Source organism: Mucilaginibacter ginsenosidivorax, from assembly GCF_007971525.1.
In the GTDB taxonomy this organism is placed as follows: Bacteria; Bacteroidota; Bacteroidia; order Sphingobacteriales; family Sphingobacteriaceae; genus Mucilaginibacter; species Mucilaginibacter ginsenosidivorax.
On sequence record NZ_CP042437.1, the window covers coordinates 6770247 to 6790309 of the forward strand.

19 protein-coding genes are annotated in these 20063 nt (G+C 41.9%); 10 read left to right on the forward strand and 9 right to left on the reverse strand.

The features are described 5' to 3' along the window. Positions 1 to 109: 109 nt before the first annotated feature. Positions 110 to 787, reverse strand: a complete 678-nt coding sequence (gene ung, locus FSB76_RS27990) for a uracil-DNA glycosylase (protein WP_147059365.1) — start codon at positions 785 to 787, stop codon at positions 110 to 112. A gap of 72 nt (positions 788 to 859) precedes the next feature. Here ung and FSB76_RS27995 point away from each other — a divergent pair, with 72 nt between their 5' ends. After that, the gene (locus FSB76_RS27995) at positions 860 to 1408 is read left to right on the forward strand and encodes a DUF2892 domain-containing protein (RefSeq protein WP_147059367.1); all 549 of its coding nucleotides are present in this window, start codon (positions 860 to 862) and stop codon (positions 1406 to 1408) included. Positions 1409 to 1484: 76 nt separating this feature from the next. Here the strand turns inward: FSB76_RS27995 and FSB76_RS28000 are convergent, their stop codons facing one another. Further along, positions 1485 to 1700, reverse strand: a complete 216-nt coding sequence (locus FSB76_RS28000; protein ID WP_090649923.1) for a hypothetical protein — start codon at positions 1698 to 1700, stop codon at positions 1485 to 1487. A gap of 171 nt (positions 1701 to 1871) precedes the next feature. On the opposite strand from FSB76_RS28000, the gene FSB76_RS28005 reads away from it, so the two are divergent. Further along, a complete protein-coding gene (locus FSB76_RS28005) occupies positions 1872 to 2420 on the forward strand; it encodes a hypothetical protein (RefSeq protein WP_147059369.1) in 549 nt (182 codons plus the stop codon). A 113-nt stretch (positions 2421 to 2533) separates the two neighbouring features. Here the strand turns inward: FSB76_RS28005 and FSB76_RS28010 are convergent, their stop codons facing one another. Both FSB76_RS28010 and FSB76_RS28015 read right to left on the reverse strand, forming a co-directional pair. Then, positions 2534 to 2878, reverse strand: coding sequence for a glycosyltransferase family 1 protein (locus FSB76_RS28010; RefSeq protein WP_147059371.1), 345 nt, complete (start codon positions 2876 to 2878; stop codon positions 2534 to 2536). Between the two features lie 200 nt (positions 2879 to 3078). After that, positions 3079 to 4686, reverse strand: coding sequence for a hydrolase (locus FSB76_RS28015; protein ID WP_147059373.1), 1608 nt, complete (start codon positions 4684 to 4686; stop codon positions 3079 to 3081). A gap of 238 nt (positions 4687 to 4924) precedes the next feature. On the opposite strand from FSB76_RS28015, the gene FSB76_RS28020 reads away from it, so the two are divergent. After that, complete coding sequence (locus tag FSB76_RS28020; RefSeq protein ID WP_147059375.1) at positions 4925 to 5323, forward strand: hypothetical protein; 399 nt, start codon at positions 4925 to 4927, stop codon at positions 5321 to 5323. A 90-nt stretch (positions 5324 to 5413) separates the two neighbouring features. Next, complete coding sequence (locus FSB76_RS28025) at positions 5414 to 5596, forward strand: hypothetical protein (RefSeq protein ID WP_147059377.1); 183 nt, start codon at positions 5414 to 5416, stop codon at positions 5594 to 5596. Between the two features lie 444 nt (positions 5597 to 6040). Here the strand turns inward: FSB76_RS28025 and clpB are convergent, their stop codons facing one another. After that, positions 6041 to 8656, reverse strand: a complete 2616-nt coding sequence (gene clpB / locus FSB76_RS28030; protein ID WP_147059379.1) for an ATP-dependent chaperone ClpB — start codon at positions 8654 to 8656, stop codon at positions 6041 to 6043. A 156-nt stretch (positions 8657 to 8812) separates the two neighbouring features. Here clpB and FSB76_RS28035 point away from each other — a divergent pair, with 156 nt between their 5' ends. Next, positions 8813 to 10153 (forward strand): sensor histidine kinase, encoded by a 1341-nt coding sequence (locus FSB76_RS28035; protein WP_147059381.1) that lies wholly within the window; start codon positions 8813 to 8815, stop codon positions 10151 to 10153. A gap of 254 nt (positions 10154 to 10407) precedes the next feature. On the opposite strand, the gene ligD is transcribed toward FSB76_RS28035, so the two are convergent. Both ligD and FSB76_RS28045 read right to left on the reverse strand, forming a co-directional pair. Further along, the gene (gene ligD, locus FSB76_RS28040; RefSeq protein WP_147059383.1) at positions 10408 to 13122 is read right to left on the reverse strand and encodes a DNA ligase D; all 2715 of its coding nucleotides are present in this window, start codon (positions 13120 to 13122) and stop codon (positions 10408 to 10410) included. A gap of 189 nt (positions 13123 to 13311) precedes the next feature. Further along, a complete protein-coding gene (locus tag FSB76_RS28045; protein WP_147059385.1) occupies positions 13312 to 13836 on the reverse strand; it encodes a hypothetical protein in 525 nt (174 codons plus the stop codon). A gap of 144 nt (positions 13837 to 13980) precedes the next feature. Between FSB76_RS28045 and FSB76_RS28050 the strand changes: the two genes are divergently transcribed. The 4 genes from FSB76_RS28050 (at position 13981) to FSB76_RS28065 (ending at position 17673) form a co-directional block, all read left to right on the forward strand. Continuing rightward, positions 13981 to 14376, forward strand: a complete 396-nt coding sequence (locus FSB76_RS28050) for a hypothetical protein (RefSeq protein WP_147059387.1) — start codon at positions 13981 to 13983, stop codon at positions 14374 to 14376. 111 nt (positions 14377 to 14487) lie between these two features. Continuing rightward, a complete protein-coding gene (locus tag FSB76_RS28055; protein ID WP_147059389.1) occupies positions 14488 to 15081 on the forward strand; it encodes a Crp/Fnr family transcriptional regulator in 594 nt (197 codons plus the stop codon). Between the two features lie 100 nt (positions 15082 to 15181). Further along, entirely contained in the window at positions 15182 to 15748 is a 567-nt protein-coding gene (locus FSB76_RS28060; RefSeq protein ID WP_147059391.1) for a DUF308 domain-containing protein, read from the forward strand. 686 nt (positions 15749 to 16434) lie between these two features. Continuing rightward, positions 16435 to 17673, forward strand: coding sequence for an alpha/beta hydrolase-fold protein (locus FSB76_RS28065; protein ID WP_147059393.1), 1239 nt, complete (start codon positions 16435 to 16437; stop codon positions 17671 to 17673). A gap of 92 nt (positions 17674 to 17765) precedes the next feature. On the opposite strand, the gene FSB76_RS28070 is transcribed toward FSB76_RS28065, so the two are convergent. Next, positions 17766 to 18317, reverse strand: coding sequence for a hypothetical protein (locus FSB76_RS28070; protein ID WP_147059395.1), 552 nt, complete (start codon positions 18315 to 18317; stop codon positions 17766 to 17768). Between the two features lie 305 nt (positions 18318 to 18622). Between FSB76_RS28070 and FSB76_RS28075 the strand changes: the two genes are divergently transcribed. After that, positions 18623 to 18940, forward strand: coding sequence for a hypothetical protein (locus FSB76_RS28075; RefSeq protein WP_147059397.1), 318 nt, complete (start codon positions 18623 to 18625; stop codon positions 18938 to 18940). Positions 18941 to 19023: 83 nt separating this feature from the next. Here FSB76_RS28075 and FSB76_RS28080 read toward each other — a convergent pair whose 3' ends face one another. Next, positions 19024 to 19917: an SMP-30/gluconolactonase/LRE family protein gene (locus FSB76_RS28080; RefSeq protein ID WP_147059399.1), complete on the reverse strand. Its 894-nt coding sequence runs from the start codon at positions 19915 to 19917 to the stop codon at positions 19024 to 19026. Between the last annotated feature and the right edge of the window lie 146 nt (positions 19918 to 20063).

Consider the following 20063-nt stretch of genomic DNA (forward strand, 5'->3'; position numbering starts at 1 on the left):
TTTTCTTTTACGCTTTTTTTTGCCGTTGTCTTAATGGTTTATCACCAGCAATCCATCAATATTTTTTTGCAGCTGTCTTGATTCTTGGCTCTTAATTCTTGACTCTTTTCTAATGAACCTGCCAATCAATCTCTTTTTTACCTTCTTTTCTCAATATCTCGTTAGTTTTTGAAAATGGCTTACTGCCGAAAAAGCCCCTGTCGGCCGAGAAGGGCGAAGGATGGGCGCTTTTGATGATGAAGTGTTTTTTTTCATCAATCAGTGCTGCTTTTGATTGGGCGAAGGCTCCCCAGAGTATAAATACAATGCCTTCTTTTTTATCGGATATGGTTTTGATAACCTCGTCGGTAAATTCTTCCCAGCCCTGTTTCTGGTGCGAGCCTGGTGTGCTTGCCCTAACGGTTAATGTGGCGTTTAATAGCAATACGCCTTGTTTGGCCCATTCTTCCAGGTTTCCATGTGTGGGGATGGTAAAGCCTGGGATATCGGTTTTTAATTCCTTGTAAATATTGGATAACGACCGCGGGATAGCTATCCCTTTTTGAACAGAAAATGATAGCCCGTGTGCCTGGTGTGCGCCATGATAAGGATCCTGCCCCAGGATAACTACTTTAACATCATCAAAATGGGTGGTATTAAAAGCGTTAAAAATATCTGCGTTTTTGGGGTAAACTATTTGTCCCGATTCTTTTTCCTTCAGCAGAAATTGTTTCAGTTTTATCATGTAAGGCTTGTCAAATTCGGGTTGTAAAACCGCCTGCCATGATGGGTCTAATGAATTAGCCATAAATATTTTTATAGATGTTGATTTAGCGTACAAATAAACAGATATTTGCGCTTATATATAGTAAAGTAAATTATGTCAAATATCGTTCGGTTAGTAGTAGCGTGTGTATTCTTTGGCGCAGCCGTTGCGCTTTGTGCTTTTGGCTTTTGGGGCTGGGGGATTTTAGTATTGTTATTTGGTGGTATTGTACTGTTAAGCTTCTTTTTTAACGAAAACATGATACTGGCGCAATATTTTTTGCGCAAAGAGAATTCCGAAAAAGCCGAAGCCTGGTTATTGAAAATTACCGACTATGAAAAACAATTGCATAAAAATCAGCATGGGTATTACAACCTGCTGGTCGGTTTGATCGAATCGCGCAAGGCGCCGATGAAATCTGAAAAATACTTTAAGAAATCATTACAACTGGGCATGAAAATGTCGCACAATATAGCATTGGCTAAATTAAGCCTGGCAGGTATCTCGATGGCAAAACGCAACAAACGCGAAGCGCAGATGTATTTATCCGAAGCATCAAAAGATGATAAGAATAAATTACTTACCGAGCAGATAAAAATGATGAAAGGCCAGCTGGCACAAATGGATAAACAGGTAGTAAGAGGCGGATATCGCCAGTTTTAATCCAAATAGCAGGTAGAAAGAATAAAATTAAAGGAAAAAAGATAAAAAATAAAAGGGACCCAAAACTGGGTCCCTTTTATTTTTCGTCAATAGCGCTAAAATAGTCGGCTGTGGCAGAGTGGTTTTGATAGGGGTGGATTATACGGTCGCTATATGAAAACTCGCTTTCGTCGCTCGGGTTGGCCACTTCAACCATCTTTAATAAACTCCTGATAAACGACAGGTTGAAATTGCTCCTGTTTAGTTTTATCAGGTATTCGTTTTCGGTGATCTCCAGAATTGAATTGGTCATGATGTTTGTATATTATGTTTATTACAATAATAACCAATATTAATTAGTTGCAGATTGTATTTGCTTTAAGCTTTCATTAACAAATTGTTATGGTAACCCACCTTTGAATTTTTATACAGCTACGTTTAAACGGGATAATATATTATAAAGACTTATTATCTTTATACGTAAATGACCAAATCGGAACTTATTGAGCGCATTACCAGCATTATTGGTAAACCCAAAGTGCTTGAACTAAGCCGGATATTGAAGGATCAGCAATTTGCATTGCACGATTTGATTGATATTACTTTTCACCCCGATAGGGCTGTTGCTTTCAGGGCAGTTTGGATATTGGAAAATATTTTTTTAACAGATCCTGAAAGTTACCTGCCCGATCTGGAGTACATGATATCGCGTATTAACGAAGTGAAAAATCCCGGCTGCATGCGGCATTATGCCAAAATAATGATGCACATAACTGATGCCACAGTACCCGCATCTTTGCGATTGAAACTGGAAAAAATTAATCTTGAACCGGTTGTAGAACAACTTTTTGATTGGATGATAAATCCAAAAGTAAAGGTTGCCGTAAAGGTATTTGCAGCTTATGCGCTATATAATTTAAAAGATTCATTCCCCTGGGTTAAAGACGAGCTTAGCGCCCAAATGGAGTTTTTAATGCGCAACGGCAGCGCAGCTATCCAGGCAGGTGGAAAGAAAATATTGAAGGGGTTGTAGATGTTCAAACTACAGATGTGCAGATTTCAAATTTCAGATGTGCAGATGGATGAGCTTCGGGATATGCAAATTTCAAATGTGCAGGTTATCGAAAGGCTTAATCTGCACATCTATTACGCCTGCGGTCTATCTTCCCCGTGTAAGTTATGGCTCACCTGGCCATGACGCAGTTTAGCGTGTATGGCAGACGAACTATCATCGGCATACGTGCCATAAGCATTCACTAATACGCCTTTAAGGTTATATTTGGGTGATGATACCGCATATACTATCGACATATCATCGGGATTGCTGGCGCCTTCAAAACGGTAAAATTCGTCAATTATAAAATCGTCGGCCCCCATATGAATCGCCTGGGCTTTATCATCTATCGTGTCGCCTTCCAGGCTAAGGTTGGCTGTATATCCACGTTTGAAAAGATCATTGGTGGCATCAAGTAAGCTCTCGTAATTTTTCATGATGGTGATGTTTTGTTTAAGTAACAGCGTTTAATAATGCGCCTATTTGTGTAACCAATGAACTATTGATGTTGTTTTGATTTAATGAATATAATAAGCCTCCGGTAAATCTATATTAAAACAAAATGCCCCGTTGCATTTAAGTAACGGGACATTTTGTTTATTTAAAGTACTATCCTTTTAAAGTTTATATCCAGATTTTACTGTGCTTTAGCCAGCCATAGCGAGGCATTTAAATGCAAAGCCGGATGCGAGGTGTATCCCGATGGTGCATCGCCCGACCAACCATTAAATAAGCTATCGTTAGTATCGCCTGTGCCATCGTCGGCATCTGAGCTATCGCCAATCCATACAACACGGCCGCTTCCGTAGGTTGCCAGCAAGGCCATAGCGTTTGCTGTGCCGCCGTTGGTGGCACTGTTACGCCAAAATAAGCCTTGTACGCTTGAGTTGTTAGCAGGTATTAACGTCGCAGTCGATCCGTTATAAAAAGCCAGCTTAGATGCTGTGCCGGCCGCACCGTTTAATACCAGTTGCGCACTTGCATTGGTGCCGGTGTATACGTTGGTTGATGGGCTTTCGCTGATATCAACGTAATTAACACTGAAACCAAACGGGTTGTTATTGTTAATGCCGTTATTGGTCATTAAATCATTCCACACGCGGGGCGAATCGTAGCCATCTCCATCTCTATCAGATGGATTATAGCCGTTGGCATCTGTGCCTGCAGTGGTAGCCGCTGTATGATCGGCAATCATGAATAAGCCGCCGCCATTGGCAACAAAGTTCATCAGCGCTGTTTTTTCTGCGGCGGTAAACAGGCGGTTTGGTTCGCAAACCACAAATACATCGTAATTGCTCAAATCCTGTGCGGCAGATGTGCCATAGGTAATTGTCGATCCGCTTGGCAGCGTTTCAACAAGTTCACCGCGTTTAACCAACTCAATTGCCCATGATGACAAAGCTCCTTTCCAATAAGTTTCGGCAGTGCCTGATGTTATGCCGGTATATGATGGGGTAGGGATGCGTTGTGCTTTTGTTTCTACAGTGGTGCCGCCGGTATAAATTGGCACGCTCTCGGTGCCATCGGCATCAATTTGCCAATCGGCGCTGCCCGCATTTTCAAGATGACTGGCATCAAACAGGAATTTTTTACCTGTAAGTACGGTGCCGCCGCCGCCGGTGCCGCCGTTGTCATTTATAGTGATGTCATCTATATCCACACGGTTAGTGCCACCGCTTAATTTGCGGATTTCGATACGTGCGGTACCGGTTACACCAGTGATTGTAAAAGTTGATAAGGTTAAGGTTGTAGTACTGGTAATGGTTGATCCGGCCTGTGTCCAGCTGCTGCCGCCGTTTACAGAGTAAAACAACCCCCATGTGCTTGCGCCATCAGTGCCATAAGTGCCGCTTTTTACGGTAACGGTGCTAATGCCGGTGGTAACATCAAACAACATGGTAATTTTACCTGTATTGCGGATGCGTGCTGCCCATGAGCCCGCCTTTAAATCGCCAGAGAGGTTGCCAATTAAAGCATCGTACAAATTCCATGAGTTGCCCGATAGTGTGACGTTATCACCACTGCTTGAGCCTGTAGGTGATACATCATAAGCCGTTTTTGGGCTTGTTGAACCAACCTCGAAACCCTGGGTAAGTGATACCGCTTCAGTTTTTAGTTTTGTTGTGTTTTGCGTGGCAGAGGCATTTTGAGCGGGTAAACTGCCGTTTTTTTGGCAGCCGCTCATAAGCGCACCGGCAGCCATCAAGGCAGCAAAAAGCAGCCTTACATTGGTAAATTTTAGCATGGTGTGTTTTTTAGGTGATTAATGTATAAGTATATGTTTATTAACTGTGTGTCAAACTTGGTGATTATTATGTAATTAACTATTGCTAATATATTAACTTATTGTTAAATGTGGTTGATCGAGTTTGATTAGGTTGAGTTGGAATAGGTTGTTTGTCTTGAATTTTGCCAGGTAGTACAATTGGATTGTTTTTAGCTGGCCCGACACGCATTTAAGTAATCATTTACTATATTTACCAATGCTCAACCACGAAATCTTAATCAGCATAAAAAATAAGGCCAGGCATGGTTTGCTGGCGTTTACTTTGTTGTTGAGTTTTTTCGCTATTTCGGGTTATATAAACAATAACCGGTCGGCGACAAGGCCGGTAAATAGCGAAACCCTGGCGGTTCGGGAACCCGCAGGCCGGCGGGGGATAAGCTACAAAAGGGCTTCTCTGGCTTTTTGTGGCAGAACAGCTGTTCATTATTTAACTGTAAAAGAAAGCACTGCCAACAGGATTTCGGTTTATAATAAAGTCGTTGCCATCAAATACCTGCATGTAAAATATCTTTCATTAGTGCATAAAAGCATTACCAATTTTCAATTTATCCGACTTTTATATCCTGTCGATCAGGAATATCCAGCTATCGCTTAGTGCCTTCCAGTTTATCCATTTAATGGAATAAGTAAAAATTTCTTACCCGCTTAACCCGCCCCGGCGTTTGTTAAGCACATTGCTATATGCATGAAAAAGCTAAAAAAGCTACTCAGGCTTGTTTGCCTGGGCCTGTTTTTATTATTAGCTGTAACCGGTATCTCTATTGCCGGTGCAGCACCCATACTTGCCAAAAACGAAGAACGTTTTAACGATAACGAAACCCAGATTGAAATGGTTGATGAGAAGAAGGAGGATGAGGAGAAGTTGTGAGTTGTGAGTTGTGAGTTGTGAGTTGTGAGGTGTGAGGTCTGAGGTCTGAGGTAAATTGGCGAACAAGGTAGGCAATTCTGAAAGCTCTTTAATTCTGTAAATGGCGTAGCCTTCTTGAACACCTCTTAAAAACAAATAAAATGTGAAAAATTCAGGTTCAGACAAATTTGCGTTAGATCGGCGCGGATACCGGCCAATGTGGCTAAGGCCTGTGCAGTATGAGCATAGAGCCCGGGCCGCAGGCAACGCCCGGGAAAAGAGCCAAGATATTAGAGTCAAGAACCAAGACGATATTCAAGCGATCAAACACCAAACAAAAATAGCCACCCGAAAACCGGGCGGCTATTTTATATATAGCTAATTAAAAAACCGTTAACTCATTTAATAAGATTTAACGTGATGTGTGTTGCAGTAGCACCCCAATCAACCTAATCAACCACTCACTTATCCAACCACTTCGCCAACCTTAGGCGTGTTCAGGAATACAAAGTTGTTATCAAACATATCTACCTTAATGGTACTGTCTTTATCTACCGTGCCGGCCAGTATCTGTTTAGATAACTCGTTCAGGATTTTTTTCTGGATAACACGTTTCAACGGACGGGCACCAAACTGCGGGTCGTAACCCAACTGGGCCAGCCAATCCAGGGCTTCTTCACTTGCCTCCATGGTAATGCCCATTTCGGCCAGGGTGTGCTGTACCTGTGCAAACTGCAATTTTACAATGTCCTGTATCTCGTTGCGGCTTAGCGGTGTAAACATAATGATCTCATCTATCCTGTTTAAAAACTCAGGGCGAATGGTTGCCCTCAACAGGTTAAATAGCTCATTTTTGGTTTTGGCTATCAGCTCATCGCGGTTACTATCCTCCAAAGTCTGGAAGTTTTCCTGGATGATGTTTGATCCTATGTTGCTGGTCATGATGATGATGGTATTTTTAAAGTTTACCACGCGGCCTTTATTATCGGTTAAGCGGCCATCATCCAATACCTGCAACAATATGTTAAATACATCCGGGTGCGCTTTTTCAATCTCATCCAAAAGCACCACGCTATAAGGTTTCCTGCGCACGGCCTCGGTTAACTGGCCGCCTTCATCATAACCCACATAGCCCGGAGGCGCTCCAATAAGCCTTGAAACGGCATGGCGTTCCTGGTATTCGCTCATATCTATCCGCACCAGGGCGCCTTCGTCATTAAACAGGTATTCGGCCAGGGCTTTGGCCAGCTCGGTTTTACCCACGCCGGTTGTGCCCAAAAATATGAACGACCCTATTGGCTTACGCTTATCCTGTAAACCGGCGCGGCTGCGGCGTATGGCATCACTTATCGCCTCTATCGCTTCCTCTTGCCCTGCAACACGCTTGTGCAGCTCGCTTTCCAGGTTTAACAGTTTTTCTCTTTCACTTTGTATCATTTTACTCACCGGGATGCCTGTCCAGCGGGCTACAACGCCTGCAATATCATCGGCGGTAACTTCCTCTTTCAGCATCCGGCTATCGCTCTGGTTTTCCAGCAAGGCGGCTTTCAGTTTTTCAACCTCTGCCTGGGCCTGTACAATGGTACCATAGCGTAATTCGGCTACTTTGCCATAATCACCGGCGCGTTCGGCTTGTTCAGCTTCCAGCTTATAATTTTCAATCAGCTCAACCTTGGTATTTATGCCATCAACCAAATCTTTCTCGCCCTGCCATTTGGCACGGAGCGAATCACGCTCGGCCGACAGGTTGGCAATTTCTTCGCTTAATTCACTCACCTTGCGGTCGTCCCTTTCGCGTTTTATAGCTTCGCGCTCAATTTCCAGCTGCATAATGCGGCGTTCCAGCTCATCAACCACTTCGGGTACCGAATCCATTTCCAGGCGCAGTTTTGATGCGGCTTCGTCCATCAAATCGATAGCTTTATCCGGCAAAAACCTGTCGGCTATATAACGCTGCGACATTTCCACCGCGGCAATAATGGCTTCGTCTTTAATCCGCACCTTGTGGTGGGTTTCGTAACGTTCTTTTAAACCACGTAATATCGATATAGCATCGGCGGCATCCGGTTCTTCAACCATTACCTTTTGGAAACGGCGTTCAAGCGCTTTATCTTTTTCTAAATACTTTTGGTACTCGTTAAGTGTAGTTGCACCTATCGATCTTAATTCGCCACGGGCCAGGGCCGGTTTTAAAATGTTGGCAGCATCCATAGCGCCTTCGCCACCGCCTGCGCCAACCAGCGTATGTATCTCATCTATAAATAAAATGATCTCGCCATCGCTTTGTGTAACTTCTTTTATAACGGCTTTAAGGCGTTCTTCAAATTCGCCTTTATATTTGGCGCCTGCAATTAATGCGCCCATATCTAAGGAGTACACCGTTTTGGTTTTCAGGCTTTCGGGTACATCACCTTTAATTATCCTGAAAGCGATGCCTTCGGCAATAGCGGTTTTACCAACGCCCGGCTCGCCAACCAATATCGGGTTGTTTTTGGTACGGCGGGACAGGATCTGGATAACACGCCTAATCTCATCATCGCGGCCAATAACAGGGTCAAGTTTGCCGCTTTCGGCATACTCGTTCAGGTTACGGGCATATTTATTCAGGGCGTTGTAGGTTGCTTCGGCATTTTGGTCGGTTACTTTGCTATCACCGCGTAATGCGATGATGGCTTTTTTAAGATCCTTTTCGTTTACGCCAAAATCTTTAAGCGCCCCGCTTACTTTGCCGCCGGCTGCCAGCAGGCCCAACAGGATATGCTCCACCGATACAAACTCGTCTTTAAATTCTTTTAAGTATCCTTGCGCTTTTTGCAGGGCCGAGTTACTATCAGATGATAAGTAAACATTGCTGCCGCTAACTTTGGGGAACGATGCTATCTGGGTATCCAGTACGTCGTTCAGGCGGTTAAGGTTAACATTAAGCTTTTTTAGTAAATAGGAAATAACATTTTCATCAACCAGCAGTAAACCTTTTAACAGGTGCGCCGGCTCAATTGCCTGCTGCTGATTACCGGTAGCAATCTCAGAAGCTTTTTGTACAGCCTCCTGTGCTTTTATTGTAAAGTTGTTAAAATTCATATTGATTAGTGTTATGAGTGGTAATAGTCAAAACCCTTGCCAGTTGACTAAACATGATAAAAAGTCACGTGAAAAAAAGATTGAGCGTCATTTTGTCGCGGTTCATAATAATTGTAACATTTTTAATACTTTTATTAATTTTGTAGATACCAGCTCATGTTGAACACTCGCTTTTTTTTCAATAGCCTGCCTGTTAAGTACAGATCATTGTACAAAGATTTTTACACGTACCAGAATTTGATTGCTGTACGGGCTGCAAGTATCATATTTTTATTATTGAACATTATTATAAGGGTGCTCTATGTTGTTTTTCCGTCGAGCCTTACCAAAGCGCAAAACTTCCCCGAATTTAATACAAGCAACTGGGTATTCCTGGTAGTGACTCCCTTTTTCCTGATAGCTGCCAATTTGCTGATACTGGAATACAAAAAGCGAAAAAAAAGCACCCAGCTTATGGCGTTTACGGTGTTTTTATTTTCGCTGTATATTATTACCTGTGGCATGTATTCCAGCTTTATAGCCACGTCTGATCCAAGTAATTCGCTTACACTTTACCTGATAGCCTTATGTTTGATTAGCGCGACAGTAGTATTTGAATATTACGAAACGGTAATACTTATTATAGGTATAGAGCTGTTTTTTACTGCGTTGCTCCTGTATAGTCAAACATCGCCTACGCAAATGGTTTATAATCAGCTAATTTCGGTCGTGTTGTTGTCTGCTTTTTATTTAACTTCCCGATACTTTTTTACTTATAAAGCCAATAGTTACCAGCAGGTTTTACAAATAAGCGAAAAAAATCAGCTGATAGAGGGGGCAAACGTCTTCAAGAACCAGGTGCTGGGTATGGTTGCGCATGATTTACGTAACCCTATTGCCTCGGTTGAATCGATAGCGATGATGATGGAACTGGATGAGGTGACGGAGGATACGCAGGACAATTTAAATATGATTAAAGAATCGTGCGCCAAAGCCCGCTCCATCATTGACGACCTGCTGGATGCCGCCCGCAATGAAAACGGAAAACCTATTGAAACCGAAAGAACAGAACTGAATCAGTTGCTTAAAACCGCTGTAAATTCCTGGCGTACCCAGAGCAAACTGAACATTGATGTTATTTTTACCAGCAGCGTAAACCCGGCCTATGCGCTCATTAATAAAGAAAAGTTTTCTCGTGTAATTGATAACCTGGTGAGCAACGCCGTGAAATTTTCAAAGGATAACAGCCGTGTTGACATGCGGTTAAGCCAGGTTAATAAAGATGTGATTATAGAAGTTCAGGATTATGGTGTAGGGATACCGCAGGCTATGCTCCCCGAAATATTTAACCGCTTTACCAGGGCCGGCCGCGCCGGCCTGCGTGGCGAACAATCAACAGGCTTGGGGCTCAGTATTGTACGCCAGATAGTTGAAAGCCATAAGGGCACTATCCAGGTTGAAAGTACAGAAGGCAAAGGTTCTGTTTTTATAGTGAAATTGCCGGTGGTTAATCATTAGCGCTGCGCTTGTCATTGTCATTTCGCTGTGCTGCCATTTGTCATTGTCGCTTCGCTTGTCATTGGTCATTTCGCTTCGCTGTCATTAGTCATTGGTGGATTATTTGAAAATTTTTAAAACAACGACTACGTAATTAAACTCGCCCTTAAATGACCAATGACCAATGACCAATGACCAATGACCAATGACCAATGACCAATGACCAATGACCAATGACCAATGACCAATGACCAATGACCAATGACCAATGACTGCTAACCGAAAACTGATTTAGCTTTTTCCATTGTTTTCTCCAAATCAATAGCCTTTCCTAATACACCTTTAAACAGGTCACCTTCAACCTTAAGTCTGTCAACCGAATTAAAAATGGTAAAATGCTTCATGGTGAGGCCGGGTTTTACCTCGTCCCAGTGGAGGGGCATAGATACGGTTGCTCCAATTTTGGGGCGGAGTGAGTAGGGGCCGGCAATGGTTGCGCCGGGGCGATTTTGCAAAAAATCAAGATACATTTTACCTTTACGGTTGGCAACCATACGTTCCAGGCTGGTATAATCGGGTATTTGTTTATGAACGATGTTTACAATGATGCGGGCGAATAATTGGGTTTGATCGTAGCTGTATTTGGCATCAGTAGGAATATAAATGTGCATCCCGGTTGAGCCGGAAGTTTTGCAGTAGGAGGGCACATCAATGGCATCCAACACTTTTTTTACTTCCAGCGCTGCAGCGATCACCTGGTCGAAGGTGTTTTTGTCGGGGTCAAGGTCAATTACACAATAATCAGGGTTATCCGGCGATTGGATACGACTGAACCAGGGATTCATCTCGATGCAGCCTAACGAGGCCATCCATAGCAGGCTTGCCTCATCGGTGCCAACCAAATATTCTTTGTGCTCGCCCTCGCCGTTGGTATACGGAAAAGTTTTTACCCAATCGGGCGCTTTACCTTTTACATCCTTTTGGTAAAAGCTTGGCCCGTGAATACCGCCGGGAAACCGGTTAAGCGACATGGGGCGATCTTTCAGGTACGGTAAAATATACTCCGCCACCTGGTAATAGTAGTTAAACATATCACGCTTGGTTACCTTATCCTCGGGCCAGTAAATTTTGCTCAGGTGGGTAAACTTTAAATCGTGGCCGCAAATTTTGCGTACCTGGGTTTCGTCGGTTGGGTTTAGCAAGGTTTTTCTTCCTTTCTCTTTTGGTGGTTTTATGGCCGATGCATGGTTATCTTCATGTTTTTCTTCCGCTTGTTCAATTGCTGTCTCAGTAGGCTCTGCAACCTCACGCACTACATCCGTTGCCTTTTTATCAACGCGCATGCCCTGGAATGATGGGTGACGAAACACGCCATCGCTGGTAACTTCGCTAAAAGCTACCTCGCAAACCAGCTGGGGCTTTAGCCATGTTGCCTTGGCCTTGGGCGGGTTTGGCCTGAAACGCGATGGCTTGTTTACATCGGGTATGGTATCAAAAGGGCTTTTATCGGTTATTAAAGGCTTAAATTGTGCCATCATTTCCTTTTGTACTTTATCCGAAAAGCCGGTGCCCACTTTACCTACATACTGAAGACTGTCGTTTTCATAAACGCCTAACAGCAATGAACTAAACTGTTTAGCTGTATCGGCATTTTTAGTAAAACCTGCTATCACTACTTCCTGCCTTTTATGTACTTTTATCTTGAGCCACTCTTTCGATCGTAGATCCGGCGAATAAATGCTGCTTGCTTTTTTTGCGATGATACCTTCTAATCCCATCCTTTCGGCAGCTTTAAAAAATTCGGTGCCGCTGGCATTAAATACTTTGCTGGTGCGCACGTTGTCGTTATCTGCCGGTAAAACCTCCCTTAGTATGGCCTGGCGTTGCGAGAGTGGTAAATTCATCAGGTTTTTTCCATCGCACCACAAAATGTCAAACACATAATAAACCAGTTCGCCATCCGCCTCGCTGCGCCAGTTTTGCAGGTTGCCAAAGTTAGATACGCCCTTGTCGTTTAATACCAATATCTCGCCATCAAACACAGCATTAATTTTCCATCCTTTTAGAATCTTGTAGATGGGGTAAAATTTTTCGTTAAACGTTTTATTATTGCGCGATAACAGCTCCACCTCTCCCTTGTTTACGAACGCGAGCGCACGGTAGCCATCCCATTTTACCTCGTAAACCCAATCGGGGCCGTCAAAAGGTTCATCAACCAATGTGGCCAGCATAGGCTTTATGCCGGTGGGTATTTTGGCTTTGGGGGCTTTTTTTAATACCATGGGCACGTTAATATCTTCAGGTTCGGCCACGCTTTCATCAGGTTCGGCTGGTTTAGTGGATTTTTCTTTTGACGATGATTTTTTGGGCTTTCCTATCTTTTCCTCGTGCCCGCTATGCCAAACCTTATCGCTGGTTTTTTCCATCGTTTCGATGGTTTTGCCCGATATTACGGATTTATCTTCTTTGGTAATATCTTTTTTTGATGCAAAATCGTCATCATGTTTTATAAGCAGCCAGGCATTATCGCCCATGCCGCGGGTTTTTACAAGGGCAAACTCGCCTTCCAGCTTTTCGCCATGAAGCTTTATTTTTACCGATCCGGATTCGAGCTCTTTCAACAGGTGCTTTTCCTGCTCTTTCTTGCCTTTAATTTTTTCGATGGGTTCATAGGTGCCTTCGTCCCAAACTATAACCGTACCGCCACCATATTCGCCTTCGGGGATGATGCCTTCAAAGTTGCGGTAATCATAAGGATGATCTTCTACCATCATGGCCAGCCGTTTGGTTTTAGGATCTGTTGACGGGCCTTTGGGCACCGCCCAGCTTTTGAGCACGCCACTCATCTCCAGCCTGAAATCATAATGCAGTCGCGAAGCATTGTGCTTTTGGATTACAAAAACGAGGCTGTTTTTGTCCTTGCTTTTTCCGGCTTTGGGTTCGGCGGTTTTGGTAAAATCCCGCTTTTGGGCATATGTTTCCAGGCTCATGGTAACTGATGTTTAATTAATGGAATAACATCATGTTGGAGAGGAAAGTTTTTGATTAGTTAATTGGTTCAATGGTTCATTGGTATTTCGGGTGATGCCAACACAGGTGAGGAAGAGGTGTACCACCCCGTGTCATGGTGTTTCTGAGTGTTTCATTTCCGGGTGGTACACACACTTTGTTGATTATGCTTACCTCCTTTTGAAATCCCTTGCTATACGTTTACACTTTATGTAATTATAAAGACCATGATAGGGCGATATGATATTTCTGGAGCCTACGATTGATGTAACATTTATATAAACGTTTTCCCTATCGAAAATAACAGTTACTATCCTGCCCGAATTAAGGCCTTTGGGCGCTTTTACATTTCTTGAAATCCTACCGGTAGCAAGTGGAATGGCATTGCCGAAATATTCCTCTAAAACAGCTGTAATATCGGCGCGGTTAGCATCTTCACTAAATCCTTTAAGGTGGGTCAAATTATTTAACAGTACCAGGTTAAGTGTAAAAAACAAAGCGAAACTATAAAAGACAAGCGTTGAAAATAACGAATAATGATTTTTGGGGTTTAAGTTAACTCCAATGCTCACAAAAATTAATGCTAAGCCCAAACACCAGGCTAAAAAGTATCTAAAAAAGTTAATCAAGCTAACTTGTGGTATCAGTATTTTGTAGCGAATACTTTTTTCGACATTTACAGATATAAACGGCATAGTTCAAAAATACTTAAAGTATTTATATTTACTATTCAACAGATAGTAAAGTAGTAACAGCGGTACCACAGCTACTATTTGTGGTCGGCAAAATTTAAACCAATACTTCAAAAATCAGTCATACCCCCATAAAAAACATAAACTATGAAAAAGGTACTCATGATGATAGCTTTTATTGCAGGGCTGGGTTTATTTGCACGTGCACAAGAAAAAGCAAAAGCAACGCCGGCGTTACGGGCTGCAAAACAAACTAAGGTATTGGCCAAACAGCTTAACTTAACCAACAGCCAGATAACCCAGGTAAACGCGGTATTGCTGGAGCAGGGTAAAGGACTTGATAGTTTGAAGGCCCTTAAAGGTACAAATGATAAAAAGGAGCAACATTACGCGCATAAGCTTATCCGCGATAATGCGCAGTCCAAACTGGAAGCTATTTTAACGCCCGACCAAAAAACAAAGTATACAGCTTTTGTTGACGCTCAAAGAGAGAGAAAAATGGCCCGAAAAAAAATTGAACCGGCGCCTGCGCCTAAAAATTAACGGTTACTATTATAGCTGTATTAAAAGCCATCCTTTAAGCAGGGTGGCTTTTACATTTCTAATGCATTTTGTGTAAGCCTATTGCTTACTTTTGTTGGCTAATGGTTTTATATGGACGATAAACATTTGGTTTTAACCGAGGTGCTGAAAAACTTTGCAGATTTATCAGACAACGATATTGCCCTTGGCCAAAGTTTATGGCGAAACCGGAGGATAGGTAAGGGCGATTTTTTTAACATGCAAAGTTTTGTTTGTACCGATCTGGCCCTCATTTCAAAAGGTATTTTCAGAATATATTATGTACACCCCGAAACGCAGCAGGAAGTAAACGTTTACTTTTTTTCTGAAAAGCAGTTCCTGGTATCGTTTCGAAGTTTTATCAACCAGTACCCTTGTTATTACTATATACAGGCCCTGGAAGATGCCGAGATCATCAGCATAAACTATCAGGACCTGCAATATTTATACACCACTCCAACCCGGTGGGAAAGATTTGGCCGGCTTATAGCCGAGTTGTTTTTTAATTATTCGCAGGCCCGTGCTGAAGAATTTTTACTGAACACCGCCGAGGAACGGTATGTTAAGCTTACCCAACAGCATCCTAATATTATAAACCGTGTGCCGGCCTACCATATTTCGTCATACTTGGGTATTAAAAACCCCTCATTAACGCGTATAAAAAAGCGCCTTGTCAGCCAAAAGTAATTAACAGCCGCTGCCATAAAAAACGGCGGCCGTTTTCACTTAGGTGAAAATTTGCTGTTTTTATAGTGTTCAACTTTGAGCAATCAAAAAACACAGCACAATGAAAACAGATCAAAACACTTTAACTACCGCTATTAATCCTTTTGCACAGCGCAAGCTTTATTTTATCCGAGTGGCATTTTCGGCCATATGGGTTACATTGGTCGCATTATTCACCAGGAGCATGCCCCTGGCAGCTACCATATTGCTTGTCATTTACCCAGCCTGGGATGTGGTGGCCACCGCATGGGATATCAGCATTAATAAGGGGCAAAACTTAACCGCTCAATATGTAAACACTGCAATAAGCGTAATTGTAACTATAGCTGTGGCCATTGCCAGCCAAAGTGGCGTACCGGCCGCACTAATTGTTTTTGGTATATGGGCTGGGTTAACCGGCATTATTCAGCTTATTACAGGCTTACAAAGACGCAAACAACTGGACGGGCAATGGCCAATGATCATAAGCGGAGGGCAATCCTTATTGGCTGGCGTAAGCTTTATTGTTATGGCGCATCAACCAGGTATGGGCATTGTTAACCTGGCGGGGTATTCGGCATTTGGCGCTTTTTATTTTTTATTGGCCGGCATACGTGTCGTAAAAAATACACAACGTGTTGGCGTTTAATTTAATAGCCTATTTTTGGCTGCTAAAATAGTGTCAATTTCAACAAATCATATCAATATCTGCAAGCTTTATCAATTATTTGAATAAAGTTTGCAGATTTTTTAATTATCGAAGACTATTGGTATTATTATTGCGTTAAATGAACATATTGATATACAGGCAAATAATGTGTTCAAATGACAATTATTATATTGTGAATATTGCAGGTAAAATGTTGTTGTATTATTAAATTGTTAATAGTTTACTTTTTTACTTAAAATATTTGCAAAATGAAAGATGTGTTGTATATTTGCAGTGTAGTATTTGTAAGGCGCTGAACGGCAGCACCAGAAGGTTCGAGACCTCCCTTACAGCTCTTCTCATAATTTAGGTTTATAATTGGTTAGAACGCGCCCCTGCCCATCAGAGGGCGCTTCTTGTTTCTATAGGTTTTTGTAATTAACACTGCTATTATTTAGGATCAGTCGGAAAAGTTGGGGGTGGATAAATAGTTAAGCATATAATTTAGCAAGCCTGAATAGGAAGAAGGTGGTATCTCTAACGGATCAAGCAGCATAACATTGCGGTGATAAAGTAAAAAGCATTTGTTTGGTGATACCTTCCCGGAGACAAAATATCGGGTTATAAATAATACTTTATTAAAAAAATACAGTAATTTCAAATGCCAACCAATAAACTCAACCGTTATGACTCACAGAAACTGGTTAACGCGCCATTTTAGAAATAACAACATTATATATATTCTTCTGCTATTGTTAACTCCTAAAGGTTTATTTGCCCAAACCGATCCGGTTTTCAAGCCCATAGCGCCGGATATTATCAAACTTTCGTCGAAAGTATTGGATGAAGACCGGAAAATTTATATTTACGTGCCACCTGCCGATACGCTAATGCCTGGTAAGCGCTACCCCGTATTATACGTACTTGACGGCGATAATCATTTTAGTATGCTTGCAGAATATTGCCGGTACCTTAGCCGTTGGGACGTAAATGTAACGCCCGAAATGATCATAGTAGGTATCCCCAATACCAACCGTACCCGCGACCTTACCCCAACTCATAGCGTTGTTGATTATTATGGAAAGCCGGATACCAGTTCAAAATCCTGGTTAAAGCCAAGCGGTGGCGGCAACAATTTTTTAAAGTTTATTAGCAGCGAGTTGATACCTTATGTTGACGCGCACTACAAAACAGAACCTTTTAGGATTTTTGCAGGGCACTCATTTGGCGGCATCACCACAATTAATTGCTTGCTGACACAGCCGGATACGTTTGGCGCGTATATAGCCATAAGCCCATCATTTTGGTGGGATAAGGAATATTTACTTAACCTTGCTGATAAGAAGCTGAAAACTAATCCTGTTATAAATAAAATGATTTTTTATAGTGACGCAAACGAAGGAGGATCAGACAAATCTACCTTTCATGTTAATCTGTTAAAATTCGACTCTTTAATAACTCAAAGTAAAATAACAGGGTTAGACCATAAATATGTTTACTATCCTGAGGAAATACATATGACGGAGCCGGTAAAAGGCTACTACGATGCTTTACGATTTATTTACAAGCAATGGGACCTGCCAGATATGGATCCGAAATTATTGAACGCCTCTGTTGTAAAACAACATTACCAGCAACTATCTGCACGATATGGATATGCTATTATACCAACCGAGCTAAATATAAGCAATACGGCAATGTATTTAATGACCCAGCCCGGGGCATTGGATAATGCGATAAGTTTATTTGAAATAAATGCCGAAAACTATCCTGCATCGTCAACCGCCTTTAGCCAGTTAGGGGATGCGTACCTAAAAAAGGGTAACCGTTCAAAAGCTATTACTTATTACAAAAAGGCGCTTGCATTAAACCCCGGATTGCAAAGTATAAAAGCTAAATTAACAAGTGCTTCAGAAAAGAGGTAGCTATCGATCCTTTTGTTTTTTTTGAATTTGCATCAACGCTAATATCACCTTATATAAATTTTCGGGGTACTATTTAGGTATTTTTACATAATTCAACTGCGTTGGGCAATGAAGCTATACCAGTGGTTCTTCCAATAATTATTTAAATTGAAATTAATATGCTTACCTGTGGTAATGGGCGTGTTACCATTAATTCGCACGTTCCACTTTTTTACAAATACACTCTTTTTACCGTTGACTTTATAAAACGAAAGCCCTTCGCCATCTTTATAGTTAATATACCCTACGTTTATGATCTTTGAATCAGCAATGTAAAACAAGTTACTGCTCCAGTTTCTTCCCATACAACAGTCCTCGTAAGTATAGTAAAACTTTGTGTTTCGTATTTTTTCGGCGTTGGAACAATTACCGGCGAATTTAAATGTTTTTGACTTTAAGTCGTAAATGATCAAGTCTTGGGCGCCTGAATCCACGGTACTTAAATCTACGGTGATATCTTTATAACCATCTCCATTAAAATCAATAAATTTAAAATGGATTACTCCATCATCTGCAGGTGAGCTATAAACAACTTTGCCACTATTATCTTTTATGCAAAATTTGCCGCCCAAAATATTTATTGCTGTATAACTAATGCCGTTCACAATTGCTGTTTCAGTTTGCCTGGTTGAATCTTTTTTCGTTGTTAGCGTTGTGAAAATCGGTCGCAAATTCCGATATGATCCCGCTTGCTTGATATTGAGCAGGATTAAAAGAAATAATATTTTACAGATGGGGTTCATTAATGAAACGGATTAACGCATTTCCAAGTTACTATTTTTTGTATAAAGAAACTTGTTGTTTTCATTGGTTATTTAATAACCTGAATTGTTTATGGTGCCTGCACCTATCCTCGCACCTAAAACAAAAGTTCCTTATTTTTGTATTAATTTACGATAACCACTCACCTATGAAAAATCCGGTTTACGCAGATTTAAAGCACGCCGACGGCAGTTCAAGAAACATTATCATCGAACCGATGCTGGAACATGATCTTGCGGATACGGGTGTATATAAAATTTACAAAACTTCGGTCGACAATGAGTCCATGCTGTTTACCGAAGAAATGGAAATTGATGGCGATGGCCCCACGTTGGCCGATGAGGATAATCCGGATTATTTAGGCGCAATCTATTTTCCCCAATCAGGCCCATGGCACTACGAAGGCGAACTGCTCAGCAACGGCGAGCAGCAGCAAATTATATCTATATTACAACAGAAAGCATAGTGCTGTAGTCTATAGTCGAAAGGTCTAAATTTTTAATAAAAAAACTAAATCCGGCTTATGACTCACGATTTAAGACTTCCGACTTAATTAGTTCCCTTTACCTTCATTTGAAAAGTATAAACGGCTTTTGAGGCGGTGATGAAAAGCACATCCCGGTTTTTTCCGCTAAAACAAATGTTGGCCGTCCAGGGCTCATCAATATCAATATGGCCAATTTTTTCGCCTTTAGGGTTAAAAATAGTAACGCCTTTGCCGGTAAGGTATATGTTGCCCAGTTCGTCAATTGTCATCCCGTCTGATCCCTGCGAGGTAAAAAGCATTTTATTGCTTAATGAGCCATCGTTATTGATGTCATAACGATAGGTTTTGTTATCGCCTATATCGGCCACAAAAAGCTGTTTGCCATCAGCGGTACCTACTATACCATTCGGCTGCTTAAATTTATCATCAACCATAACAGCTTCGTGCTTGCCTTTGGCCAGGTAATAAAGCTTTTGGCCGTCAAGTTCGGGCTTTTTGTGTGTCCAATAGTCGCGTTGGTAGTAGGGATCGGTAATATATAGCCCGCCATCGGGCCTCACCCAAACATCATTTGGTCCGTTAAATATTTGCCCTTTATAGCCGGTAAGTAATACTTCTATTTTTCCTTTGGGGCTGATAGACCAAAGCTCGTTTTTGCCATCGGCACAGCTTATGAGGTTGCCTTTGCTGTCAAAATCCATTCCATTGCTGCGGCCCGCGCTATCCATAAAAACAGATAGTTTGCCATCTGTGCTATACTTCCAGATCTTGTTATTGGGCTGATCTGTAAAAAATACATTGCCCTGTTTATCAACTGCCGGCCCCTCGGTAAACGCGAACTGTTTGGCAACTAACACAGCTTTGGTGCCGGCATTGTATAAAGAAGTTGTATCCTGGCCAAATGCTTTGCAAGTGACAGCTACCAGGCTAAATAATATCAAGGACAGTTTTTTCATGGTTTGGGTAATTGGTTGGCTAATGTAAGAGGTTTTTGAAGGAAAAAGAAGAGGCCCCCTCTAAATCTCCCCCGGTTGGGGAGACTTTTATTGTATTTCTTTTTAAAGTCCTCCCTTCCGGGGAGGATTTAGGTGGGGCTTTTCCA

Excerpts from the sequence above, each read along its gene's own strand:
- ung (WP_147059365.1), bottom strand. The coding sequence starts at position 787 with ATGGCTAATTCATTAGACCCATCATGGCAGGCGGTTTTACAACCCGAA.
- FSB76_RS27995 (WP_147059367.1), top strand. The coding sequence starts at position 860 with ATGTCAAATATCGTTCGGTTAGTAGTAGCGTGTGTATTCTTTGGCGCA.
- FSB76_RS28000 (WP_090649923.1), bottom strand. The coding sequence starts at position 1,700 with ATGACCAATTCAATTCTGGAGATCACCGAAAACGAATACCTGATAAAA.
- FSB76_RS28005 (WP_147059369.1), top strand. The coding sequence starts at position 1,872 with ATGACCAAATCGGAACTTATTGAGCGCATTACCAGCATTATTGGTAAA.
- FSB76_RS28010 (WP_147059371.1), bottom strand. The coding sequence starts at position 2,878 with ATGAAAAATTACGAGAGCTTACTTGATGCCACCAATGATCTTTTCAAA.
- FSB76_RS28015 (WP_147059373.1), bottom strand. The coding sequence starts at position 4,686 with ATGCTAAAATTTACCAATGTAAGGCTGCTTTTTGCTGCCTTGATGGCT.
- FSB76_RS28020 (WP_147059375.1), top strand. The coding sequence starts at position 4,925 with ATGCTCAACCACGAAATCTTAATCAGCATAAAAAATAAGGCCAGGCAT.
- FSB76_RS28025 (WP_147059377.1), top strand. The coding sequence starts at position 5,414 with ATGAAAAAGCTAAAAAAGCTACTCAGGCTTGTTTGCCTGGGCCTGTTT.
- clpB (WP_147059379.1), bottom strand. The coding sequence starts at position 8,656 with ATGAATTTTAACAACTTTACAATAAAAGCACAGGAGGCTGTACAAAAA.
- FSB76_RS28035 (WP_147059381.1), top strand. The coding sequence starts at position 8,813 with ATGTTGAACACTCGCTTTTTTTTCAATAGCCTGCCTGTTAAGTACAGA.
- ligD (WP_147059383.1), bottom strand. The coding sequence starts at position 13,122 with ATGAGCCTGGAAACATATGCCCAAAAGCGGGATTTTACCAAAACCGCC.
- FSB76_RS28045 (WP_147059385.1), bottom strand. The coding sequence starts at position 13,836 with ATGCCGTTTATATCTGTAAATGTCGAAAAAAGTATTCGCTACAAAATA.
- FSB76_RS28050 (WP_147059387.1), top strand. The coding sequence starts at position 13,981 with ATGAAAAAGGTACTCATGATGATAGCTTTTATTGCAGGGCTGGGTTTA.
- FSB76_RS28055 (WP_147059389.1), top strand. The coding sequence starts at position 14,488 with ATGGACGATAAACATTTGGTTTTAACCGAGGTGCTGAAAAACTTTGCA.
- FSB76_RS28060 (WP_147059391.1), top strand. The coding sequence starts at position 15,182 with ATGAAAACAGATCAAAACACTTTAACTACCGCTATTAATCCTTTTGCA.
- FSB76_RS28065 (WP_147059393.1), top strand. The coding sequence starts at position 16,435 with ATGACTCACAGAAACTGGTTAACGCGCCATTTTAGAAATAACAACATT.
- FSB76_RS28075 (WP_147059397.1), top strand. The coding sequence starts at position 18,623 with ATGAAAAATCCGGTTTACGCAGATTTAAAGCACGCCGACGGCAGTTCA.
- FSB76_RS28080 (WP_147059399.1), bottom strand. The coding sequence starts at position 19,917 with ATGAAAAAACTGTCCTTGATATTATTTAGCCTGGTAGCTGTCACTTGC.